This window comes from Pseudomonas sp. S3_G06 (assembly GCF_054667565.1).
The window spans coordinates 3,405,735-3,426,739 of record NZ_CP162738.1 but is presented as its reverse complement, the minus strand read 5'-3'; the positions used below and the strand labels follow the sequence as shown (position 1 = coordinate 3,426,739).

At 57.6% G+C, this 21,005-nt stretch carries 17 protein-coding genes; 14 read left to right on the top strand and 3 right to left on the bottom strand.

What is annotated here, in order from left to right:
* The first annotated feature begins 125 nt into the window (after positions 1–125).
* Both AB4N47_RS15265 and AB4N47_RS15260 read left to right on the top strand, forming a co-directional pair.
* Positions 126–437 carry a DUF485 domain-containing protein gene (locus AB4N47_RS15265; RefSeq protein ID WP_016771016.1) on the top strand — a complete coding sequence of 104 codons (312 nt, stop codon included), beginning with the start codon at positions 126–128 and terminating at the stop codon, positions 435–437.
* A complete protein-coding gene (locus AB4N47_RS15260) occupies positions 434–2,092 on the top strand; it encodes a cation acetate symporter (RefSeq protein WP_016771015.1) in 1,659 nt (552 codons plus the stop codon). The genes AB4N47_RS15265 and AB4N47_RS15260 overlap by 4 nt, the downstream gene beginning before the upstream one ends.
* 967 nt (positions 2,093–3,059) lie before the next feature.
* On the opposite strand, the gene gltA is transcribed toward AB4N47_RS15260, so the two are convergent.
* The gene (gene gltA / locus AB4N47_RS15255) at positions 3,060–4,349 is read right to left on the bottom strand and encodes a citrate synthase (protein ID WP_003222994.1); all 1,290 of its coding nucleotides are present in this window, start codon (positions 4,347–4,349) and stop codon (positions 3,060–3,062) included.
* Between the two features lie 363 nt (positions 4,350–4,712).
* Between gltA and sdhC the strand changes: the two genes are divergently transcribed.
* From sdhC to brnQ, 10 genes are all read left to right on the top strand, one after another.
* Entirely contained in the window at positions 4,713–5,087 is a 375-nt protein-coding gene (gene sdhC, locus AB4N47_RS15250) for a succinate dehydrogenase, cytochrome b556 subunit (RefSeq protein ID WP_016773673.1), read from the top strand.
* Complete coding sequence (sdhD, locus tag AB4N47_RS15245) at positions 5,081–5,449, top strand: succinate dehydrogenase, hydrophobic membrane anchor protein (RefSeq protein ID WP_008049683.1); 369 nt, start codon at positions 5,081–5,083, stop codon at positions 5,447–5,449. The genes sdhC and sdhD overlap by 7 nt, the downstream gene beginning before the upstream one ends.
* Before the next feature lie 3 nt (positions 5,450–5,452).
* On the top strand, positions 5,453–7,225 hold the full coding sequence (sdhA, locus tag AB4N47_RS15240) for a succinate dehydrogenase flavoprotein subunit (RefSeq protein ID WP_024012149.1): 1,773 nt from the start codon (positions 5,453–5,455) through the stop codon (positions 7,223–7,225).
* An 11-nt stretch (positions 7,226–7,236) separates the two neighbouring features.
* Positions 7,237–7,941 (top strand): succinate dehydrogenase iron-sulfur subunit, encoded by a 705-nt coding sequence (locus AB4N47_RS15235; RefSeq protein ID WP_016773675.1) that lies wholly within the window; start codon positions 7,237–7,239, stop codon positions 7,939–7,941.
* Positions 7,942–8,192: 251 nt separating this feature from the next.
* A complete protein-coding gene (locus AB4N47_RS15230) occupies positions 8,193–11,024 on the top strand; it encodes a 2-oxoglutarate dehydrogenase E1 component (protein WP_041479560.1) in 2,832 nt (943 codons plus the stop codon).
* A 44-nt stretch (positions 11,025–11,068) separates the two neighbouring features.
* Positions 11,069–12,295: a 2-oxoglutarate dehydrogenase complex dihydrolipoyllysine-residue succinyltransferase gene (gene odhB, locus AB4N47_RS15225; RefSeq protein WP_024012151.1), complete on the top strand. Its 1,227-nt coding sequence runs from the start codon at positions 11,069–11,071 to the stop codon at positions 12,293–12,295.
* 108 nt (positions 12,296–12,403) lie between these two features.
* Positions 12,404–13,840, top strand: a complete 1,437-nt coding sequence (gene lpdA, locus AB4N47_RS15220; RefSeq protein ID WP_016773678.1) for a dihydrolipoyl dehydrogenase — start codon at positions 12,404–12,406, stop codon at positions 13,838–13,840.
* A gap of 182 nt (positions 13,841–14,022) precedes the next feature.
* Complete coding sequence (gene sucC, locus AB4N47_RS15215) at positions 14,023–15,189, top strand: ADP-forming succinate--CoA ligase subunit beta (protein ID WP_016773679.1); 1,167 nt, start codon at positions 14,023–14,025, stop codon at positions 15,187–15,189.
* Positions 15,189–16,073, top strand: coding sequence for a succinate--CoA ligase subunit alpha (gene sucD, locus AB4N47_RS15210; RefSeq protein ID WP_016773680.1), 885 nt, complete (start codon positions 15,189–15,191; stop codon positions 16,071–16,073). The genes sucC and sucD overlap by 1 nt, the downstream gene beginning before the upstream one ends.
* A gap of 482 nt (positions 16,074–16,555) precedes the next feature.
* Positions 16,556–17,869: a branched-chain amino acid transport system II carrier protein gene (brnQ, locus tag AB4N47_RS15205; protein WP_016773681.1), complete on the top strand. Its 1,314-nt coding sequence runs from the start codon at positions 16,556–16,558 to the stop codon at positions 17,867–17,869.
* Between the two features lie 96 nt (positions 17,870–17,965).
* Here the strand turns inward: brnQ and AB4N47_RS15200 are convergent, their stop codons facing one another.
* Positions 17,966–19,219, bottom strand: a complete 1,254-nt coding sequence (locus AB4N47_RS15200; protein ID WP_341638805.1) for an NHL repeat-containing protein — start codon at positions 19,217–19,219, stop codon at positions 17,966–17,968.
* Positions 19,220–19,451: 232 nt separating this feature from the next.
* Here AB4N47_RS15200 and AB4N47_RS15195 point away from each other — a divergent pair, with 232 nt between their 5' ends.
* Positions 19,452–20,189 carry a DUF599 domain-containing protein gene (locus AB4N47_RS15195; protein ID WP_341638806.1) on the top strand — a complete coding sequence of 246 codons (738 nt, stop codon included), beginning with the start codon at positions 19,452–19,454 and terminating at the stop codon, positions 20,187–20,189.
* A complete protein-coding gene (locus AB4N47_RS15190; RefSeq protein ID WP_016773683.1) occupies positions 20,189–20,590 on the top strand; it encodes an MAPEG family protein in 402 nt (133 codons plus the stop codon). The genes AB4N47_RS15195 and AB4N47_RS15190 overlap by 1 nt, the downstream gene beginning before the upstream one ends.
* 61 nt (positions 20,591–20,651) lie before the next feature.
* Here the strand turns inward: AB4N47_RS15190 and AB4N47_RS15185 are convergent, their stop codons facing one another.
* Entirely contained in the window at positions 20,652–20,888 is a 237-nt protein-coding gene (locus AB4N47_RS15185) for a hypothetical protein (protein WP_007959016.1), read from the bottom strand.
* Positions 20,889–21,005: the final 117 nt, after the last annotated feature.

The following is a 21,005-nucleotide window of genomic DNA, read 5'->3' as shown; positions in this document are numbered from 1 at the left end:
TTGTGTTTGCTTGAAAATGGCGAATACATCATGGCCATCTACTACTAAGGTCGTCTGGAACCTCTCTCGCAGCCGCATACATTAGCTACGTTCCAACAATAATTTGTGCTGCGAGGATAAAAACAATGAACGACAGCATTTACCTCTCGATTCAAAACAGTCCCCGATTCAAGGAGCTGGTTCAGAAAAGGGAACGATTCGCCTGGATTCTCTCGGCAATCATGCTCGGGCTTTACTCCGCATTCATCCTGCTGATCGCATACGGGCCGCACGTGCTCGGGGCGAAACTCAGTCCTGAATCCTCGATCACCTGGGGCATCCCGATCGGTGTCGGCCTGATCATTTCAGCCTTCGTCCTGACCGGCATCTACGTGCGCCGCGCCAATGGCGAGTTCGACGACCTGAACAATGCGATTCTCAAGGAGGCTCAGCAATGATCCGGCGTCTACTGGCTCTATTGAGTGTTGCGGCTTTCGCGCCGAGTGTCTGGGCGGCTGACGCGTTGACGGGGGAGGTGGCCAAACAGCCGCTGAACATCCCGGCGATCCTGATGTTCGTGGCCTTCGTCGGCGCGACGTTGTACATCACCTACTGGGCTTCGAAGAAAAACAATTCGGCCGCCGACTACTACGCGGCGGGCGGCAAGATCACCGGTTTCCAGAACGGCCTGGCGATCGCTGGCGACTACATGTCGGCGGCGTCCTTCCTGGGTATTTCCGCGCTGGTGTTCACCTCCGGCTACGACGGCCTGATCTACTCGATCGGCTTCCTCGTGGGCTGGCCGATCATTCTGTTCCTGATCGCCGAACGCCTGCGCAACCTGGGTAAATACACCTTTGCCGACGTGGCGTCCTACCGCCTCGGGCAAACCCAGATTCGCACCCTGTCCGCCTGCGGTTCGCTGGTGGTGGTGGCGTTCTACCTGATCGCGCAGATGGTCGGTGCCGGCAAGCTGATCCAGCTGCTGTTCGGCCTCGATTACCACGTTGCGGTGATTCTGGTCGGCGTGCTGATGTGCATGTACGTGCTGTTCGGCGGCATGCTCGCGACCACTTGGGTGCAGATCATCAAGGCAGTGTTGCTGCTGTCCGGTGCCTCGTTCATGGCACTGATGGTAATGAAGCACGTGGGCTTCGACTTCAACACGCTGTTCTCCGAAGCGATCAAGGTGCACGCCAAGGGCGAAGCGATCATGAGCCCTGGCGGTCTGGTCAAGGATCCGATCTCGGCGTTCTCGCTGGGTCTGGCGCTGATGTTCGGCACCGCTGGCCTGCCGCATATTCTGATGCGCTTCTTCACCGTGAGTGACGCCAAGGAAGCGCGCAAGAGCGTGCTGTACGCTACCGGTTTCATTGGCTACTTCTACATCCTGACCTTCATCATCGGCTTCGGCGCGATCCTGCTGGTCAGCACCAACCCGGCCTTCAAAGATGCAGCGGGCGCCTTGCTCGGCGGCAACAACATGGCGGCGGTGCACCTGGCCAACGCGGTGGGCGGCAGCATCTTCCTTGGCTTCATCTCGGCAGTGGCGTTTGCAACCATTCTGGCTGTGGTAGCCGGTCTGACGCTGGCGGGTGCTTCAGCGGTGTCGCACGACCTGTACGCCAGTGTGATCAAGAAGGGCAAAGCCAACGAGAAGGATGAGATTCGCGTGTCGAAGATCACCACCATCGCCCTGGCGGTGCTGGCGATTGGTCTGGGCATTCTGTTCGAAAGCCAGAACATCGCGTTCATGGTCGGCCTGGCGTTCTCCATCGCGGCGAGCTGCAACTTCCCGGTACTGCTGCTTTCGATGTACTGGAAGAAGCTGACCACTCGCGGCGCGATGATTGGTGGCTGGCTGGGTCTGGTGAGTGCTGTTGGTCTGATGATCCTCGGCCCGACCATCTGGGTGCAGATTCTGCATCACGAGAAGGCGATCTTCCCTTACGAATATCCGGCGCTGTTCTCGATGATGATTGCGTTCATCGGGATCTGGTTCTTCTCGATTACCGACAAGTCGGCGGCTGCGGATAACGAGCGGGCGCTGTTCTTCCCGCAGTTTGTGCGTTCGCAGACCGGGTTGGGGGCGAGTGGGGCGGTTTCGCACTAAGAGATCAGATGTAAGCTGCAAGCTGCAAGCTTCAAGAAAACGCCCTGATTGAGAGATTGGGGCGTTTTTTTGTGGGCGGTTATCGGTTGGTTTGGTGTGTATATCCGTTTTTTGCAGCGCTGCGGCTGGCGGTTTCGCCCTTACGGCGACTTACTTTTTTACAAGCGCCTAAAAAAGTAAGCAAAAAACGCTAGCTCCTACGTTCGGCCCGCTCGCTGGGGCTCGGGGTTCCTTCGCTCCGGGACTGATCCTGGCGCAGCGGCTCCGGTTTGCTTCGCTGCACCTCCTTCCGCTGTGTCTGGCTGCGCCAGACGGTCGCTACGCTCCCACGCCCGGATCAATCCCTCCACTCAGCCTTCCGACGTCGCCCGTAGATCAAAAGCACTCGAGCTTGCGCTCATTGTTGAGTGGTGCGGCTTCGCCGCGGGCAGCTGCGCTGCTTTGCTTTTTTGCTTTTTGTGGGAGCGAGCCTGCTCGCGAAGGCGGCCTGACAGCCGACCTGTTCTTGAAGTGGTACGCGATCCAACTGTAGGAGCTGCCGAAGGCTGCGATCTTTTGATCTGGCTTCTGCTTTTGCTTTGGCTTTTGATCCGGCTTTTGATCTTTTGCCCCTTCGGCAGGCTGAGTGAAGGGATCGATCCGGGTGTGGGAGCGCAGCGACCGTACGACGCAGTCGCACACAGCGGAAGGAGGTGCAGCGAAGCAAACCGTAGCCGCTGCGCCCGGATGGGTCCCGTAACGAAGGAACCCCGAGCTTTAGCGAGCGGGCCGTACGCCGGGGCAAAGCCTTTTGGTTCCTTTTTGGCGTTTGAAAAAGGGACTCGCTGTAAGAGCGAAACCATAAGAAGCCGTTACCGCAGCAACGGATATGCCCCCAATCCAATGAACACCAACAGAAACAAAAACGGCCTCTATATAAGAGGCCGTTCCTGACACACCACTAAACCATCACAAAAAAAGAAAAACCTTATTTGCGATCTTCCAGCTTGGTGATGTCACGCGACTCGTAACCGGTATACAGCTGGCGCGGACGGCCAATCTTGTACGGGCTCGAGAGCATTTCCTTCCAGTGCGAAATCCAGCCGACAGTACGTGCCAGGGCGAAAATCACCGTGAACATGCTGGTTGGAATGCCGATCGCCTTGAGGATGATCCCCGAGTAGAAGTCGACGTTCGGGTACAGCGAGCGCTCGATGAAGTACGGGTCGGTCAACGCGATCTCTTCCAGGCGCATGGCCAGTTCGAGTTGCGGATCGTTGTTGATGCCCAGTTCCTTCAACACTTCGTCGCAGGTCTGCTTCATGACGGTCGCGCGAGGGTCGCGGTTCTTGTAGACGCGGTGACCGAAGCCCATCAACTTGAACGGATCGTTCTTGTCCTTGGCCTTGGCGATGAACTTGTCGATGTTCGACACATCGCCAATCTCGTCGAGCATGGTCAGCACGGCTTCGTTCGCACCGCCGTGGGCAGGGCCCCACAGTGCGGCGATACCGGCGGCGATACAGGCGAACGGGTTGGCACCCGAAGAGCCGGCCAGACGCACGGTGGAGGTCGAAGCGTTCTGCTCGTGGTCGGCGTGGAGGATGAAGATCCGGTCCATGGCCTTGGCGAGTACCGGGCTGATAGGTTTGATCTCGCACGGGGTGTTGAACATCATGTGCAGGAAGTTTTCCGCGTACGTCAGGTCGTTGCGCGGGTACATCATGGGTTGGCCCATGGAGTACTTGTAGACCATCGCTGCCAGGGTCGGCATCTTCGCAACCAGGCGGATCGCGGAGATTTCGCGATGCTGCGGGTTATTGATGTCCAGGGAGTCGTGGTAGAAGGCCGAGAGGGCGCCGACTACACCGCACATGACGGCCATCGGGTGGGCGTCGCGACGGAAACCGTTAAAGAAGGTTTTCAGCTGCTCGTGAACCATGGTGTGGTTTTTCACGGTGCTGACGAACTGGGCCTTCTGTTCTGCGGTCGGCAATTCGCCGTTGAGCAGCAGGTAGCAGGTTTCCAGGTAGTCCGACTTTTCAGCCAGCTGTTCGATCGGGTAGCCGCGGTGCAACAAAATGCCGTTGTCGCCGTCGATATAGGTAATTTTCGATTCGCACGAAGCGGTCGACATGAAACCCGGGTCGAAAGTGAAGCGGCCCGTGGCCGTCAGGCCCCGAACATCGATTACATCGGGACCAACGGTGCCGGTTAAAATGGGCAGCTCGACGGGGGCTGCGCCCTCGATGATCAACTGCGCTTTTTTGTCAGCCATGTGGCCTCCTATTTATGCTTGAACCATCAGACAGACCCCCCACGCAGGGCCCGCACCACTATAGTGAGATAAATTCGAATGTCAATTTGCCTAAAGTCTTGCTCCAGAAGGCTTTAAGCCGACTTTTTCCTCGAAATTGCCTGCCATTTACGCCTTTTATGCAACTTGTGCAATCCGCTATTGGGGGTAGGTGAACGCGTTGTCATTAGTAGCCTAACTGTCTATACTCGGCCACCGACCGCCAAGGGCTTTTGGGCTTGCTTTCATTGGGGGTCGCATCCCTGGGTGGTGGTTACCTGACCAGTGCACTCCCCAACAACTTTGCCCTGATTGTTAGGGGCTCTTCAGTGTGAAAAAAAAGCCGTGAAAAGCCAACGACCTGTAAACCTAGACCTAAGGACCATCAAACTCCCAGTCACTGCTTACACGTCCATTCTTCACCGTATCTCCGGTGTCATCCTCTTCGTGTGCCTTGCCATCATGCTTTACGCATTGGACAAGTCGCTGAGCTCCGAGGAAGGCTTCGGTCAGGTGAAAGCGTGTCTGACCAGTCCGCTAGCCAAGCTAGTGATTTGGGGCATCCTGTCCGCTCTGCTGTATCACCTGGTAGCCGGTGTGCGCCACTTGATCATGGACATGGGCATCGGTGAGACGCTGGAAGGCGGCAAACTGGGCTCGAAAATCGTTATCGCCGTTTCCGTGGTGGTAATCGTTCTGGCAGGAGTCTGGATATGGTAACTAACGTCACTAACCTGTCGCGTTCGGGCCTCTATGACTGGATGGCACAGCGTGTGTCTGCGGTCGTTCTCGCGGCTTACTTCATCTTTCTGATCGGATACATCGTCGCCAACCCTGGCCTCGAGTATGCCCAGTGGCATGAACTGTTCGCTCACAACGGAATGCGTATTTTCAGCCTGCTGGCCCTTGTTGCTCTGGGCGCTCACGCCTGGGTCGGCATGTGGACCATCGCGACCGACTACCTGACGCCAATGGCGTTCGGCAAGTCCGCAACGGCGATACGTTTCCTTTTCCAGGCAGTATGCGGCGTTGCGATGTTCGCTTACTTCGTCTGGGGTGTGCAGATTCTCTGGGGTATCTGATTCATGGCTAACATTCCAACGATTTCTTTCGACGCCATCATTATTGGTGGTGGCGGTGCCGGCATGCGCGCTGCGCTGCAGCTGGCACAGGGCGGCCACAAGACTGCGGTGATCACCAAGGTTTTCCCGACCCGTTCGCACACTGTGTCCGCACAGGGCGGCATCACGTGCGCCATCGCTTCCGCCGACCCGAACGATGACTGGCGCTGGCACATGTACGATACCGTCAAGGGTTCCGACTACATCGGTGACCAGGACGCTATCGAATACATGTGTCAGGAAGGCCCGGCCGCTGTTTTCGAACTGGACCACATGGGTCTGCCGTTCTCGCGTACCGAGCAAGGCCGCATCTACCAGCGTCCGTTCGGTGGCCAGTCCAAGGACTACGGCAAGGGCGGTCAGGCTGCACGTACTTGCGCTGCGTCCGACCGTACCGGTCACGCGCTGCTGCACACCCTTTATCAGGGCAACCTGAAAGCCGGTACCACGTTCCTCAACGAGTACTACGCTGTTGATCTGGTGAAAAACCAGGAAGGCGAATTCGTTGGTGTGATCGCGATCTGCATCGAAACCGGCGAAACCTCCTACATCCGTGCCAAGGCCACCGTTCTGGCGACTGGCGGTGCGGGCCGTATCTACGCGTCCACCACCAACGCCCTGATCAACACCGGTGACGGCGTCGGCATGGCTCTGCGTGCTGGCGTGCCGGTACAAGACATCGAAATGTGGCAGTTCCACCCGACCGGCATTGCCGGCGCCGGTGTACTGGTTACCGAGGGTTGCCGTGGTGAAGGTGGTTACCTGATCAACAAGCACGGCGAGCGTTTCATGGAGCGTTATGCTCCGAACGCGAAAGACCTTGCAGGTCGTGACGTGGTAGCCCGTTCGATGGTCAAGGAAATCATCGCCGGCAACGGTTGCGGTCCGAATGGCGACCACGTGATGCTCAAACTCGACCACCTGGGCGAGGAAGTGCTGCACAGCCGTCTGCCAGGCATCTGCGAACTGTCGAAGACTTTCGCCCACGTTGACCCGGTCGTTGCTCCGGTTCCGGTTGTGCCGACCTGCCACTACATGATGGGCGGCGTTGCTACCAACATTCATGGCCAGGCGATCACCCAGAACGCCGAAGGTCAGGACCAGATCATTCCTGGCCTGTTCGCGGTAGGCGAAGTGGCTTGCGTATCGGTTCACGGTGCGAACCGTCTGGGCGGCAACTCGCTGCTCGACCTGGTGGTATTCGGTCGCGCTGCCGGCCTGCACCTGGAAAAGGCGTTGACCGATGGCATCGAATACGACGACGCTACCGAGTCCGACATCGAAGCTGCACTGTCGCGTCTGAACGCGCTGAACAACCGTACCGACGGTGAAGACGTTGCCACCCTGCGTCGCGAGCTGCAAAGCTGCATGCAGAACTACTTCGGTGTATTCCGTACCGGCGAATACATGCAGAAGGGCATCGCTCAGCTGGCCGATCTGCGCAAGCGTATCGCCAACGTGAAGATCAACGACAAGTCGCAAGCGTTCAACACTGCACGTATCGAAGCGCTGGAACTGCAGAACCTGCTGGAAGTGGCTGAAGCTACCGCCATCGCGGCCGAAGTACGTAAAGAGTCCCGCGGCGCTCACGCCCGTGAAGACTTCGAAGACCGTGATGACGAAAACTGGCTGTGCCACACCCTGTACTTCCCGGGTGACAAGCGCGTCACCAAGCGTGCCGTGAACTTCTCGCCGAAGACTGTTCCGACTTTCGAACCTAAAGTCCGGACTTATTAAGGGTGACCGCCATGTTGCAAGTCAGTGTTTATCGCTACAACCCTGATCAGGACGCTGCGCCGTTCATGCAGGATTTCCAGGTCGATACCGGTGGTAAAGACCTGATGGTGCTGGACGTGCTGGCCCTGATCAAAGAGCAGGACGAAGGTTTCTCCTATCGTCGCTCCTGCCGTGAAGGCGTCTGCGGCTCCGACGGCATGAACATCAACGGCAAGAACGGTCTGGCCTGCATCACGCCGCTGTCTGCCGTTGTAAAAGGCAACAAGCTGATCGTTCGTCCGCTGCCAGGTTTGCCGGTTATCCGTGACCTGGTCGTCGATATGAGCATCTTCTACAAGCAATACGAGAAGGTGAAGCCTTACCTGCAGAACGACACGCCGGCTCCGGCCATCGAGCGTCTGCAGTCGCCAGAAGAGCGCGAAAAGCTCGACGGTCTGTACGAGTGCATCCTGTGCGCCTGCTGCTCGACCTCTTGCCCGTCCTTCTGGTGGAACCCGGACAAGTTCCTGGGTCCAGCTGCGCTGCTGCAAGCCTACCGCTTCCTGGCAGACAGCCGCGATACCAAGACCAGCGAGCGTCTGGCTTCACTTGACGACCCGTTCAGCGTTTTCCGCTGCCGGGGCATCATGAACTGCGTCAACGTATGTCCGAAAGGCCTGAACCCGACTAAGGCCATCGGTCACATCCGTAACATGCTGCTTTCGAGCGGCGTGTGATTCAGCTGCTGTAACCGTTGCACCGTAGAGGCTATGGCGCGGGCTTCAACCCGCGTCATGGCTATAACCAGAGCCGTAGCCATAAGCTGCAGCTCTTCTTTTGAAGAAATGAGACAAGCAGGGGCATCCGGGCTGGTACCCGGACTATCAGTGTGATCCTAGGTGGCTTGTTTTAGTCGCTGCATTCGGACTTCTGCAAGTTTGCTCGGTGTCGACACCGATGGTGTTCCCCTAACCGAGGGTGACCAAGCATGCAAGAAAGCGTGATGCAGCGCATGTGGAACAGCGCCTACCTTTCAGGTGGAAACGCTGCCTATGTGGAAGAGCTTTATGAGCTCTACCTGCACGACCCTAACGCTGTGCCAGAAGAGTGGCGCACCTACTTTCAGAAGTTGCCAGCCGACGGCAACTCTGCCACTGATGTTTCGCACTCGACGATTCGCGATCATTTCGTGCTGCTGGCAAAGAACCAGCGCCGCGCCCAACCGGTTTCCGCCGGCAGCGTGAGCAGTGAGCACGAGAAGAAGCAAGTTGAAGTGCTGCGATTGATCCAGGCCTACCGTATGCGTGGCCACCAGGCAGCCCAGCTTGACCCGCTGGGGCTGTGGCAGCGTCCTGCACCTGCAGACCTGTCGATCAATCATTACGGCTTGACCAATGCCGATCTTGATACGACCTTCCGTGCCGGCGACCTGTTCATCGGCAAAGAGGAAGCGAGCCTACGCGAAATTCACGAAGCGTTGCAGCAGACATATTGCCGCACCATCGGCGCTGAATTCACGCACATCACCGATTCCGAGCAGCGCCAGTGGTTCCAGCAGCGTCTGGAAAGCGTGCGTGGCCGTCCGACGTACTCCGCCGACATCAAGAGCCACCTGCTTGAGCGCGTGACTGCCGGTGAAGGCCTGGAAAAATACCTGGGCACCAAATACCCGGGCACCAAGCGTTTCGGTCTGGAAGGCGGCGAAAGCCTGATTCCGATGCTCGACGAACTGATCCAGCGTTCCGGCTCGTACGGCACCAAGGAAGTTGTCATCGGCATGGCCCACCGTGGCCGTCTGAACGTTCTGGTCAATACCTTCGGCAAGAACCCGCGCGAGCTGTTCGACGAGTTCGAAGGCAAGAAGAAGGTCGAGCTCGGTTCCGGTGACGTGAAATACCACCAGGGCTTCTCGTCCAACGTGATGACCACCGGCGGTGAAGTTCACCTGGCCATGGCGTTCAACCCGTCCCACCTGGAAATCGTTTCCCCGGTGGTCGAAGGCTCGGTGCGCGCCCGTCAGGACCGTCGCAACGACCTGACCGGTGAGAAGGTACTGCCGATCTCCATCCACGGTGACGCGGCATTCGCCGGTCAGGGCGTGGTCATGGAAACCTTCCAGATGTCGCAGACCCGCGGTTTCAAGACCGGCGGTACCGTGCACATCGTGATCAACAACCAGGTTGGTTTCACCATCAGCAACCCGCTGGACTCGCGTTCTACCGAGTACGCCACCGACGTTGCCAAGATGATCCAGGCGCCGATCCTCCATGTGAATGGCGATGATCCGGAAGCCGTGCTGTTCGTGACCCAACTGGCCATCGACTACCGCATGCAGTTCAAGCGTGACGTGGTGATCGATCTGGTCTGCTACCGTCGTCGCGGCCACAACGAGGCTGACGAACCAAGCGGCACCCAGCCCCTGATGTATCAGCAGATCACCAAGCAGCGCACCACCCGTGAGCTGTACGCTGATCGCCTGACTCAAGCCGGTGTGCTTGACGCTGAACGCGTTCAGGCCAAGGTCGACGAATACCGCAACGCGCTGGACAACGGTCTGCACGTAGTGAAATCGTTGGTCAAAGAGCCGAACAAAGAGCTGTTCGTCGATTGGCGTCCATACCTGGGCCACGCCTGGACTGCGCGTCACGACACGCGTTTTGATCTGAAGACGCTGCAAGAGCTGTCCGCCAAGCTGCTGGAAATTCCGGAAGGCTTCGTCGTTCAGCGTCAGGTCGCGAAGATCTACGAAGACCGTCAGAAGATGCAAGCCGGCGGCCTGCCGATCAACTGGGGTTACGCCGAAACCATGGCGTACGCGACCCTGGCGTTCGAAGGTCACCCGATTCGCATGACCGGTCAGGACATCGGCCGCGGTACGTTCTCGCACCGTCACGCTGTGTTGCACAACCAGAAAGACGCGGGCACCTACATTCCGCTGCAGAACCTGTACGACGGTCAGCCACGTTTCGACCTGTACGACTCGTTCCTCTCGGAAGAAGCGGTACTGGCATTCGAATACGGTTACTCGACCACCACGCCAAACGCGCTGGTGATCTGGGAAGCCCAGTTCGGCGACTTCGCCAACGGTGCTCAGGTCGTGATCGACCAGTTCATCACCAGCGGCGAGCACAAGTGGGGCCGTCTCTGCGGTCTGACCATGCTGTTGCCGCACGGTTACGAAGGTCAGGGCCCTGAGCACAGCTCGGCTCGTCTTGAGCGTTACCTGCAGCTGTGCGCCGAGCACAACATTCAGGTGTGCATGCCGACCACGCCAGCACAGATCTACCACTTGCTGCGTCGTCAGGTGATCCGTCCGCTGCGCAAGCCGCTGGTCGTGCTGACGCCGAAGTCGCTGCTGCGCCACAAGCTGGCCATCTCGACGCTGGAAGATCTGGCCGAAGGTTCGTTCCAGACCGTGATCCCGGAAATCGATGCACTGGACCCGAAAAAGGTCGAGCGCGTGGTTCTGTGCAGCGGCAAGGTCTACTACGACCTGCTGGAAAAACGCCGTGCCGAAGGCCGCGAAGATATCGCCATCGTGCGTATCGAGCAGCTGTATCCGTTCCCTGAGGACGACTTGAAAGAAGTCCTGGCTCCATACACCAACGTCAAACACGCCGTTTGGTGTCAGGAAGAGCCGATGAACCAGGGTGCCTGGTACTGCAGCCAGCATCACTTGCGTCGCAGCATCGCCAACCTCGACAAGACTCTCGTACTTGAGTACGCGGGCCGTGAGGCTTCGGCTGCGCCAGCTTGTGGTTACGCATCGATGCACGCCGAGCAGCAGGAAAAACTGCTGCAAGATGCTTTCACTGTTTAACGCCTTCGCGCTGACTGAAACCGAATTTTAAGGACCCACAGATAATGGCTATCGAAATCAAAGCCCCGTCATTCCCGGAATCGGTTGCCGATGGCACCGTTGCCACCTGGCACAAGAAACCAGGTGAGGCCGTCAAGCGTGACGACCTGATCGTCGACATCGAAACCGACAAAGTCGTGCTCGAAGTGTTGGCTGAAGCGGACGGCGTGCTGGGCGCAATCGTTGCCGAAGAGGGCGCTACCGTTCTGTCGAACCAGGTCCTGGGCTCGATCGAAGAGGGCGGCGCTGCTGCTGCCGCTCCTGCCGCCGCTGCTGCTCCGGCTGCTACTGCCGCTGCCGCACCGGCTGCTGCCGATGGCGAAGATGACCCGATCGCCGCTCCTGCCGCGCGCAAGCTGGCTGAAGAAAACGGCATCAACATCGCTTCCGTTGCCGGCACCGGCAAGGGCGGTCGTGTGACCAAGGAAGACGTGGTAGCAGCAGTTGCTGCCAAGAAAGCCGCTCCGGCTGCCGCACCTGCCAAGGCTGCTGCTCCTTCGGCTGCTGCGCCTGTGTTCGCTGCCGGCGACCGCATCGAGAAGCGCGTACCGATGACTCGCGTACGTGCCACCGTGGCCAAGCGTCTGGTTGAAGCCCAGTCGAACATGGCGATGCTGACCACGTTCAACGAAGTCGACATGACCGAAGTCATGGCTCTGCGTTCGAAGTACAAGGACCTGTTCGAGAAGTCCCACAACGGCGTACGCCTGGGCTTCATGTCGTTCTTCGTGAAAGCGGCCACCGAAGCGCTGAAACGCTTCCCGGCTGTCAACGCGTCGATCGACGGCGGCGACATCGTTTACCACGGCTATGCGGACATCGGCGTTGCCGTTTCCAGCGACCGTGGCCTGGTGGTACCGGTTCTGCGTAACGCCGAGCTGATGAGCCTGGCTGAAATCGAAGGCGGCATCGCAACATTTGGCAAGAAAGCCCGTGACGGCAAACTGTCGATGGACGAGATGACCGGTGGTACCTTCACCATCACCAACGGTGGTACCTTCGGTTCGATGATGTCGACGCCGATCGTCAACCCGCCGCAGGCAGCGATCCTGGGCATGCACAACATCATCCAGCGTCCGATGGCCATCAACGGTCAGGTCGTGATCCGTCCGATGATGTACCTGGCTCTGTCCTACGATCACCGTCTGATCGATGGCAAAGAAGCTGTGACCTTCCTGGTGACCATCAAGAACCTGCTGGAAGATCCGGCTCGTCTGTTGCTGGATATCTAAAAAGCAGCTGCAAGCTTTCAGCTACAAGCCTCAAGCTCAAGGCGAGCGGGTGGGCTTGCAGCTTGAAGCTTGCGGCTTGTAGCTTTATTGCTAAAGAGGATTTTTTGAATGTCGCAGAAATTTGACGTAGTAGTGATCGGTGCCGGCCCTGGTGGCTATGTAGCGGCCATCAAGGCTGCTCAGTTGGGCCTGACCACTGCCTGCATCGAGAAGTACACCGACGCAGAGGGCAAGCAAGCCCTGGGCGGTACCTGCCTGAACGTGGGTTGCATTCCTTCCAAGGCGCTGCTCGACAGCTCGTGGAAATACAAGGAAGCCAAAGAGAGCTTCAACGTTCACGGTATCTCGACCGGCGAAGTCAAAATGGACGTCGCTGCGATGGTTGGCCGCAAGGCTGGCATCGTCAAGAACCTGACTGGCGGCGTTGCGACCCTGTTCAAGGCCAACGGCGTTACTTCGATCCAGGGCCACGGCAAGCTGCTGGCCGGCAAGAAAGTCGAAGTCACCAAGCCGGACGGTTCGGTTGAAGTCATCGAAGCGGAAAACGTCATCCTCGCGCCAGGTTCGCGTCCGATCGACATTCCACCGGCTCCGGTTGACCAGAAAGTCATCGTCGATTCGACTGGCGCTCTGGAGTTCCAGTCCGTACCTAAACGTCTGGGCGTGATCGGCGCTGGCGTGATCGGTCTGGAGCTGGGTTCGGTATGGTCGCGTCTGGGTGCAGAAGTGACTGTTCTCGAAGCACTGGACACTTTCCTGATGGCAGCGGACACCGCTGTTTCCAAGGAAGCGCTGAAAACCCTGACCAAACAGGGTCTGGACATCAAGCTGGGCGCTCGCGTTACCGGTTCGAAAGTCAACGGCGAAGAAGTCGTCGTCAACTACACCGATGCCAACGGCGAACAGACCATCACTTTCGACAAGCTGATCGTTGCCGTTGGTCGCCGTCCGGTGACCACTGATCTGCTGTCTGCCGACTGCGGCGTGGAAATCGACGAGCGCGGTTTCATCGCGGTCGATGACCATTGCGTCACAGCTGTACCGGGCGTCTTCGCCATCGGTGACGTGGTTCGCGGCATGATGCTGGCCCACAAGGCTTCGGAAGAAGGCATCATGGTTGTCGAGCGCATCAAGGGCCACAAGGCTCAGATGAACTATGATTTGATCCCTTCGGTTATTTATACTCACCCGGAAATCGCGTGGGTTGGCAAAACCGAGCAGGCGCTGAAGGCCGAAGGCGTTGAAGTCAACGTCGGCACCTTCCCGTTCGCCGCTTCCGGCCGTGCCATGGCTGCCAACGATACCGGTGGTTTCGTCAAGGTCATCGCCGATGCCAAGACCGACCGCGTATTGGGCGTGCACGTGATTGGCCCGAGCGCTGCAGAACTGGTTCAGCAGGGCGCGATCGGTATGGAATTCGGCACCAGCGCTGAAGACCTGGGCATGATGGTTTTCTCCCATCCGACCCTGTCCGAAGCCTTGCACGAAGCTGCTCTGGCAGTGAATGGCGGCGCCATTCACATTGCCAACCGCAAGAAGCGTTAAGACATAATAAGAAACCACGGCGGTAGCGGCCCGTCGTGAGCCTTGCGAGCAAGACTCACCGCGGAATGTCCGCCGGACGCAGTCTTGCGTAGCCCAGCTACGCAAGCAGCAGTCACAGGTGGCGCGGCACTCAAACGAGCGCAGCGCCGAATGCGCAGTACCTAACGAAGACGGTAAAAAGCATGAATCTTCACGAGTATCAGGGTAAGCAGCTGTTCGCTGAATACGGCCTGCCAGTTTCCACTGGTTACGCAGTAGACACCCCGGAAGCAGCAGCAGAAGCTTGCGACAAAATCGGCGGCAACGAGTGGGTCGTCAAAGCCCAGGTTCACGCCGGTGGTCGCGGTAAAGCGGGCGGCGTAAAGCTGGTTCGCAGCAAAGAAGACGCCAAAGCCTTCGCACAGCAGTGGCTGGGCAAGCGTCTGGTGACTTACCAGACTGACGCCAATGGCCAGCCAGTCACCAAGATCCTGGTTGAATCGTGCACTGATATCGCTAAAGAGCTGTACCTGGGCGCTGTCGTTGACCGTTCGAGCCGTCGCATCGTGTTCATGGCTTCCACCGAAGGTGGCGTGGACATCGAGAAAATCGCTCACGACACTCCAGAAAAAATTCTCAAGGCCACTATCGATCCACTGGTTGGCGCTCAGCCATCCCAGGGTCGCGAGCTGGCATTCCAGCTGGGTCTGGAAGGCAAGCAGGTCACTCAGTTCGCCAAGATCTTCGTAGGTCTGGCCAAGCTGTTCAAAGACCACGACCTGGCTCTGCTGGAAGTGAACCCGCTGGTGATCAAGGCTGACGGCGATCTGCACTGCCTCGACGCGAAGATCAACATCGACGCCAACGCCATGTACCGTCAGCCCAAGCTGAAGGCTTTCCACGATCCGTCGCAGGACGATCCGCGCGAAGCGCACGCTGCCAAGTTCGAACTGAACTACGTAGCGCTGGAAGGCAACATCGGCTGCATGGTCAACGGTGCCGGTCTGGCCATGGGCACCATGGACATCGTCAACCTGCATGGCGGCAAGCCAGCCAACTTCCTCGACGTAGGTGGTGGCGCTACCAAGGAACGCGTTACTGAAGCGTTCAAGATCATCCTGTCCGACCAGAACGTCGCGGCAGTACTGGTCAACATCTTCGGCGGCATCGTTCGCTGCGACATGATTGCCGAAGGCATCATCGGCGCCGTGAAAGAAGTCGGCGTGAAAATCCCGGTTGTTGTTCGCCTTGAAGGCAACAACGCTGAGCTGGGCGCTAAAGTACTGGCAGAAAGCGGTTTGAACATCATCGCTGCTACCAGCCTGACCGACGCTGCTCAACAAGTTGTCAAAGCTGCGGAGGGCAAATAATGAGCGTCCTGATCAATAAAGACACCAAAGTTATCTGCCAGGGTATTACCGGTTCGCAAGGTAGTTTCCACACCCAGCAAGCCATCGAATACGGCACCAAGATGGTTGGCGGCGTAACTCCGGGCAAAGGCGGCACCGAGCACCTGGGTCTGCCAGTGTTCAACACCGTCAAAGATGCAGTAGCAGCCACTGGCGCTACCGCCAGCGTGATCTACGTTCCGGCTCCGTTCTGCAAGGACTCGATCCTGGAAGCGGCATTCGGCGGCATCAAGCTGATCGTCTGCATCACCGAAGGCATTCCTACCCTGGACATGCTGGACGCCAAAGTTAAGTGCGACGAGCTGGGCGTAGTCCTGATCGGCCCTAACTGCCCAGGCGTGATCACCCCAGGCGAATGCAAGATCGGCATCATGCCAGGTCACATTCACTTGCCAGGCAAGGTCGGTATCGTTTCGCGTTCCGGCACCCTGACCTACGAAGCTGTGAAGCAGACCACTGACGCCGGTTTCGGTCAGTCGACTTGCGTCGGCATCGGCGGTGACCCGATCCCGGGTTCGAACTTCATCGACATCCTGAAGCTGTTCCAGGAAGACCCGAAGACCGAGGCGATCGTGATGATCGGCGAGATCGGCGGTTCGGCTGAAGAAGAAGCGGCTGCCTACATCAAGGCTAACGTGACCAAGCCGGTTGTTTCCTACATCGCTGGTGTGACTGCTCCTCCGGGCAAGCGCATGGGCCATGCTGGCGCAATCATCTCTGGCGGCAAAGGCACTGCAGACGAGAAATTCGCTGCGCTGCAAGACGCAGGCGTTAAAACCGTGCGTTCGCTGGCAGACATCGGCAAGGCCTTGGCCGAGCTGACTGGCTGGGAAGTGAAGAAGTAAGCTTCGGCTGACTTTTTAGCTCCAGCAGCAAAGGCCACCTTCGGGTGGCCTTTGTCGTTTCTGGCGTATGAGAATTTTGAGCGCTGTTGTGGCGAGGGGATTTATCCCCGCTGGGCTGCGAAGCGGCCCCCATGCCAGCGACCATGATCAGTCAGGCAGTTTGAGCTCGGATTCTTTGGGACTGCTGCGCAGTCCAACGGGGATAAATCCCCTCGCCACAGGTTTGCTGTGATGAATACAGGTTCTCTGTATGAAAAATAGATATGTAAACGCGACACGGAAACGTCGCGTATCGGATAGTTCGCCCTCCAACAGTGCGTTTGTCAGCCAAATTCGTTAGGCTGGCCGCCATTTTTGCGTCCGCCGCCCACAAGGCAGCCACGCGCTTTAAGGGTCAGTCCCATACGGATCGACAGCATTTCCCTAATCCAACAGGGCAATCCCCCTCTAAATTCCGATTTCAGTAGTGTGGTATTACCTTAATGAAAGTTTTGAAAGGTCAGGACATCCTGGCACTTGGTTTTATGACGTTTGCCCTGTTTGTCGGGGCCGGTAACATCATTTTCCCGCCGATCGTCGGCTTGCAGGCCGGACCTCACGTCTGGATGGCTGCGCTGGGCTTTCTGATTACCGCCGTTGGTTTGCCGGTAGTCACTGTGGTGGCGCTGGCCAAGGTCGGCGGCGCGATGGATGCGCTGAGCAGCCCGATCGGCAAGATCGCCGGTGGTATCCTCGCGGCGGCATGCTATCTGGCTGTGGGGCCGCTGTTCGCCACTCCGCGTACCGCGACCGTATCCTTTGAAGTGGGTCTGGCGCCATTGACCGGTGAAAGCCCGCTAGCGCTGTTCCTCTACAGCTCGGTGTACTTCCTGCTGGTGTTCTTCATTTCGCTCTACCCTGGGCGGTTGTTGGATACCGTTGGCCGCTTCCTCGCGCCGCTGAAAATCATTGCGCTGGCAGTACTGGGCATCGCCGCGTTCGCCTTGCCGGCGGGTGACATCGGTCACGGCACTCCAGAGTATGTGGCGGCACCGTTTTCCCAAGGCTTCATCAATGGTTACTTGACCATGGATACCCTCGGCGCACTGGTATTCGGCATCGTTATCGTCAACGCGATCCGCTCCCGTGGCGTCGAGTCGCCGGCGCTGATCACCCGTTACGCGATCATCGCCGGGCTGATTGCCGGCGTGGGTCTGGCACTGGTCTACGTCAGCCTGTTCCGCCTCGGGTCCGGCAGCCATGAAGTCGCGGTCGGCGCCACCAACGGCGCGGCGGTGTTGCATGCTTACGTGCAGCACACCTTCGGTTCGCTGGGCAGTGGTTTCCTTGCGGTGCTGATCTCGCTGGCGTGTCTGGTCACGGCGGTCGGCCTGACCTGTGCCTGTGCTGAATACTTCAGCCGTGTGCTGCCGCTGTCCTACAAGACGCTGGTGATTATCCTCGCAGCGTTTTCGCTGCTGGTCTCCAACCTCGGTCTGACCAAACTGATCGCCTTCTCGATTCCGGTACTCACCGCGATCTACCCGCCGTGCATCGTTCTGGTCGCGCTGAGCTTCTGCAAGGATTTCTGGCATGAGCACGGGCGCATTCTTGGCCCGGTGATGCTGGTTTCCTTCGTTTTCGGCACCATCGACGCCCTGAAAGGCGCTGGTCTGGCCGACTGGATGCCAACTCAGCTGACCCATCTGCCGCTGAGCGAGCAGGGTCTGGCGTGGCTGGTGCCGTGCGTGATGACTCTGGTGGTCGCCGTGGTCTGTGATCGCCTGCTGGGCAAGCGCAGCGAAGTCACTGCCTGACGTGGTTTGGACCCGCCATAAGTGGGTCGAGCACGGTTAAACAGAAATGCCCCGTATCAATCGATACGGGGCATTTTTTATCAGAGCTGATAATCCTCAGCCCAGATAACGTACCACCAGAGCTCCCACATTGACATTGACATTGACATTGACATTGACGTTGTCGCTGTCACGGCTCAGGAGTATTCGCTTGTCGGGCTGCACTGCCACCGAGATCCATTGCATACCGGGCCCCATAGAGTGAGTTACGTATCCCTTGCCATCTCCAAAGGTTGTGTCCAGTTCACCCGTTGCCAGATAGCGGCAGGCAAGCATTTGCTCCCTGGTTATTTGCCCTGTACTCCCCACCACAACCAAGCCATCCTCAGGCTCCCCACTTAGATCGAACAAAGTGCAACCGTCGGTTAATCCAAGATCAGTGACTACAGGCTTACCCTGATTGAATGCGAGATTTGGTCTACCGTTCGGGTTGTACGCGGCCATCATTGCTTTGCGTCCTTTACCCCAAACGTCGTCAGGCGATGTGTCGACCTGGCCAGCAACAAAGAAGCTGCCGTCAGCACGTAACATCAGGCTTCGTACGCTGGCCGGGTAATCCGATGGTATGTAGACGGTCCCGGTGCCATCATCGCCGAAGCCTTTATGGGGCGTTCCATCGACGTTCAGGCGCACAATCTTTCCTTCTCCAGCCCTCGAACCTGCGACTGTGATTACTCCATCCTCTGCCACTGAAATCGAAGCAATGCCCATTGCAAGATCCAGCCAGCCTTTGTTGTTGAAAGCGGTATCGAAATCTCCTTTCTGATCAAGTCTGAACAGTCGGTTGCTTTGACCGACGAGGATTTTTTCATCAGCAGTCAGTACTAACCTAGTTCTGGATTGCGACTTGATGGAAGCTTCCGGTTTTGGCAATTGCGATTCGGACTTTGGCAGGAAAGGGACGTAAACCGTCCCATCGAGACCGAAATCGCGATCTCTTTCACCATCAGCGAAGAATCTGGCAAGCGCAAATCGAGTTCCTTGGTCCTCATCATATTGATACCCAAAAAGCAGCGCTTTACCGTCTTTATAAAGACAGGCGCCAGTGCCGCTGGCTTGTCCCGAACCTGTAAACGTACCTACGATCAAACCGTTTTCGTTGAAGCCAGTATCGTTAGTACCGTCTGCCAGTAATTGCGCCAAATGAAAACTGACCTTGCCCTCTACAAAAGTTTGTCCCACGAGAAGGATCTTTCCATCCGGGCGCAAGCCTGCGATGTTCAAAGCCTGGCTTCCCGCAGCAAATGACTCGGCGTACCCCCGGTTGCCAAACGTTGTGTCAATGGGCAGCGCAGCGTTCAAAGGTGTCATGCTCAAATCCTTGTCTGATAGGGGGGCGGTCAGTGTTCCCGTTTGAGAAAACGACCTTATGCCTCGCCATACCCTCTCCGCTACTGTCAGAGTTGACAGGTATAAGCCTTTGATAACTGATAGCTGCGGTCTATTTTGAATTAATTTGACTCTTCAATGAGCGTGTCTTTTTACGAGCCAACACGTCGAAACGAAGGGCCCCCTCCATCATTCCTCTTGCTCAGGACAGCGAATGTCGTTCATCCAAGCCAATCTGATCCACTTGCTCGCCGCCGTCTGGTTTGTCGTCTGCTGGGGCGGTTACACCCGTTATGCCACCTGGAAGGCTCGCGATACGGCGTGTCTGGCCAGCGTGTTGCACCTTTACCGCGAAGACTGGATGCGCCGCATGCTGCTGCGTGACAACCGCATCGCCGATGCCAGCGTGATCGGCAATCTGGAGCGCAACGCCTCGTTCTTCGCCTCCAGCACGCTGATCATCCTCGCCGGTATTCTCACCGTGCTCGGCGCGTCCGACCGAGCTGTATCGTTGTTGGCGGATATTCCGATGGTGCAGCAGGCGTCGCAGGGCATGTCGGAGATCAAGTTGCTGTGCCTGGCACTGGTGTTCGTCTATGCGTTCTTTACTTTCAGCTGGTGCATGCGGCAGTACAACTTCTCGGCGATTCTGGTCGGTTCAGCGCCGATGATCGGCGAGCGCCAAGTGACCGAGCAGGAACGCAAGGCCTTCGCTTCACGGGCGGCGCGGGTGATTTCGATGGCAGCCAACCAGTTCAACTTCGGCCTGCGCTCTTATTACTTCGGCATGAGCATGCTGGCGTGGTTCGTCAGCCCGTGGCTGTTCATGATCATGAGCGCGGGAGTCGTGGTGGTTTTGTATCGCCGCGAGTTTCATTCCGACGTTCTCGATGTCATGGTCTATACCCCTACAGAGGCGCCCGTCCCTGAGGCAAACAAAGAGGCTGTTTGATGAGTATTCCGTTCTGGTGTGTGTTTATCAGTGCTTTATTGATCTACGTGGCGCGTATGCCGGTGGCCAAGGCCATGAAAGAGCAGGGCGGGTATGACAATCACTTGCCGCGGCAGCAGCAGGCGCAGTTGACTGGCTTCGGTGCGAGGGCGCTGGCGGCCCATCAGAACAGCATCGAAGCCTTCATCCTCTTCGCCGTCGGCGTGCTGATGGCGCATACCACGCAAACCGCGGGTTGGCTGATCGATGCGCTGGCGATCATCTTCGTGATCTCGCGAGTGTTCTATCTGTGGTTCTATCTGGCCGACCTGGCGAAGTTGCGCAGCCTGATGTGGCTAGTTGGCTTCATCTGTTCGTTGTTGCTGATGATTAGTCCGACTTTTAGAACCGTGTTGCTCTAACCGGTAAATCACAGGCAAAAGAAAACCCGCACTTGGCGGGTTTTCTTTCACACCAGAAAGCTTATTGCTTTTTGGCGGCTTCTTCTTGAGCGGCGGCGTTCGATTCAGCCTGAGCTTTGGCAGCTTCGGCGTTTTCTTTTGCTGCGTCGTTCACTTTATCCTGAGCTTTGTTCATGTCTTGCTGAGCTTGCTCAGCATGTTGGTTGGCATCTTGAGCTTTGTCCTCGGATTTTTTATCGCAGGCAGCGAGACCGAGGGAAGCGGTCAACATCAAGGCAATAGCTAAAGTCTTACGCATGGGGTGTATCTCCTTATGGAAAATAACTACTGGCCTTAAGAACTCGGCGCTACGGGTTAAGTTCCTCAATTGTTTCAGATATATAAGTTTGTTTTATCACGGAACTTTTGCCGCTTT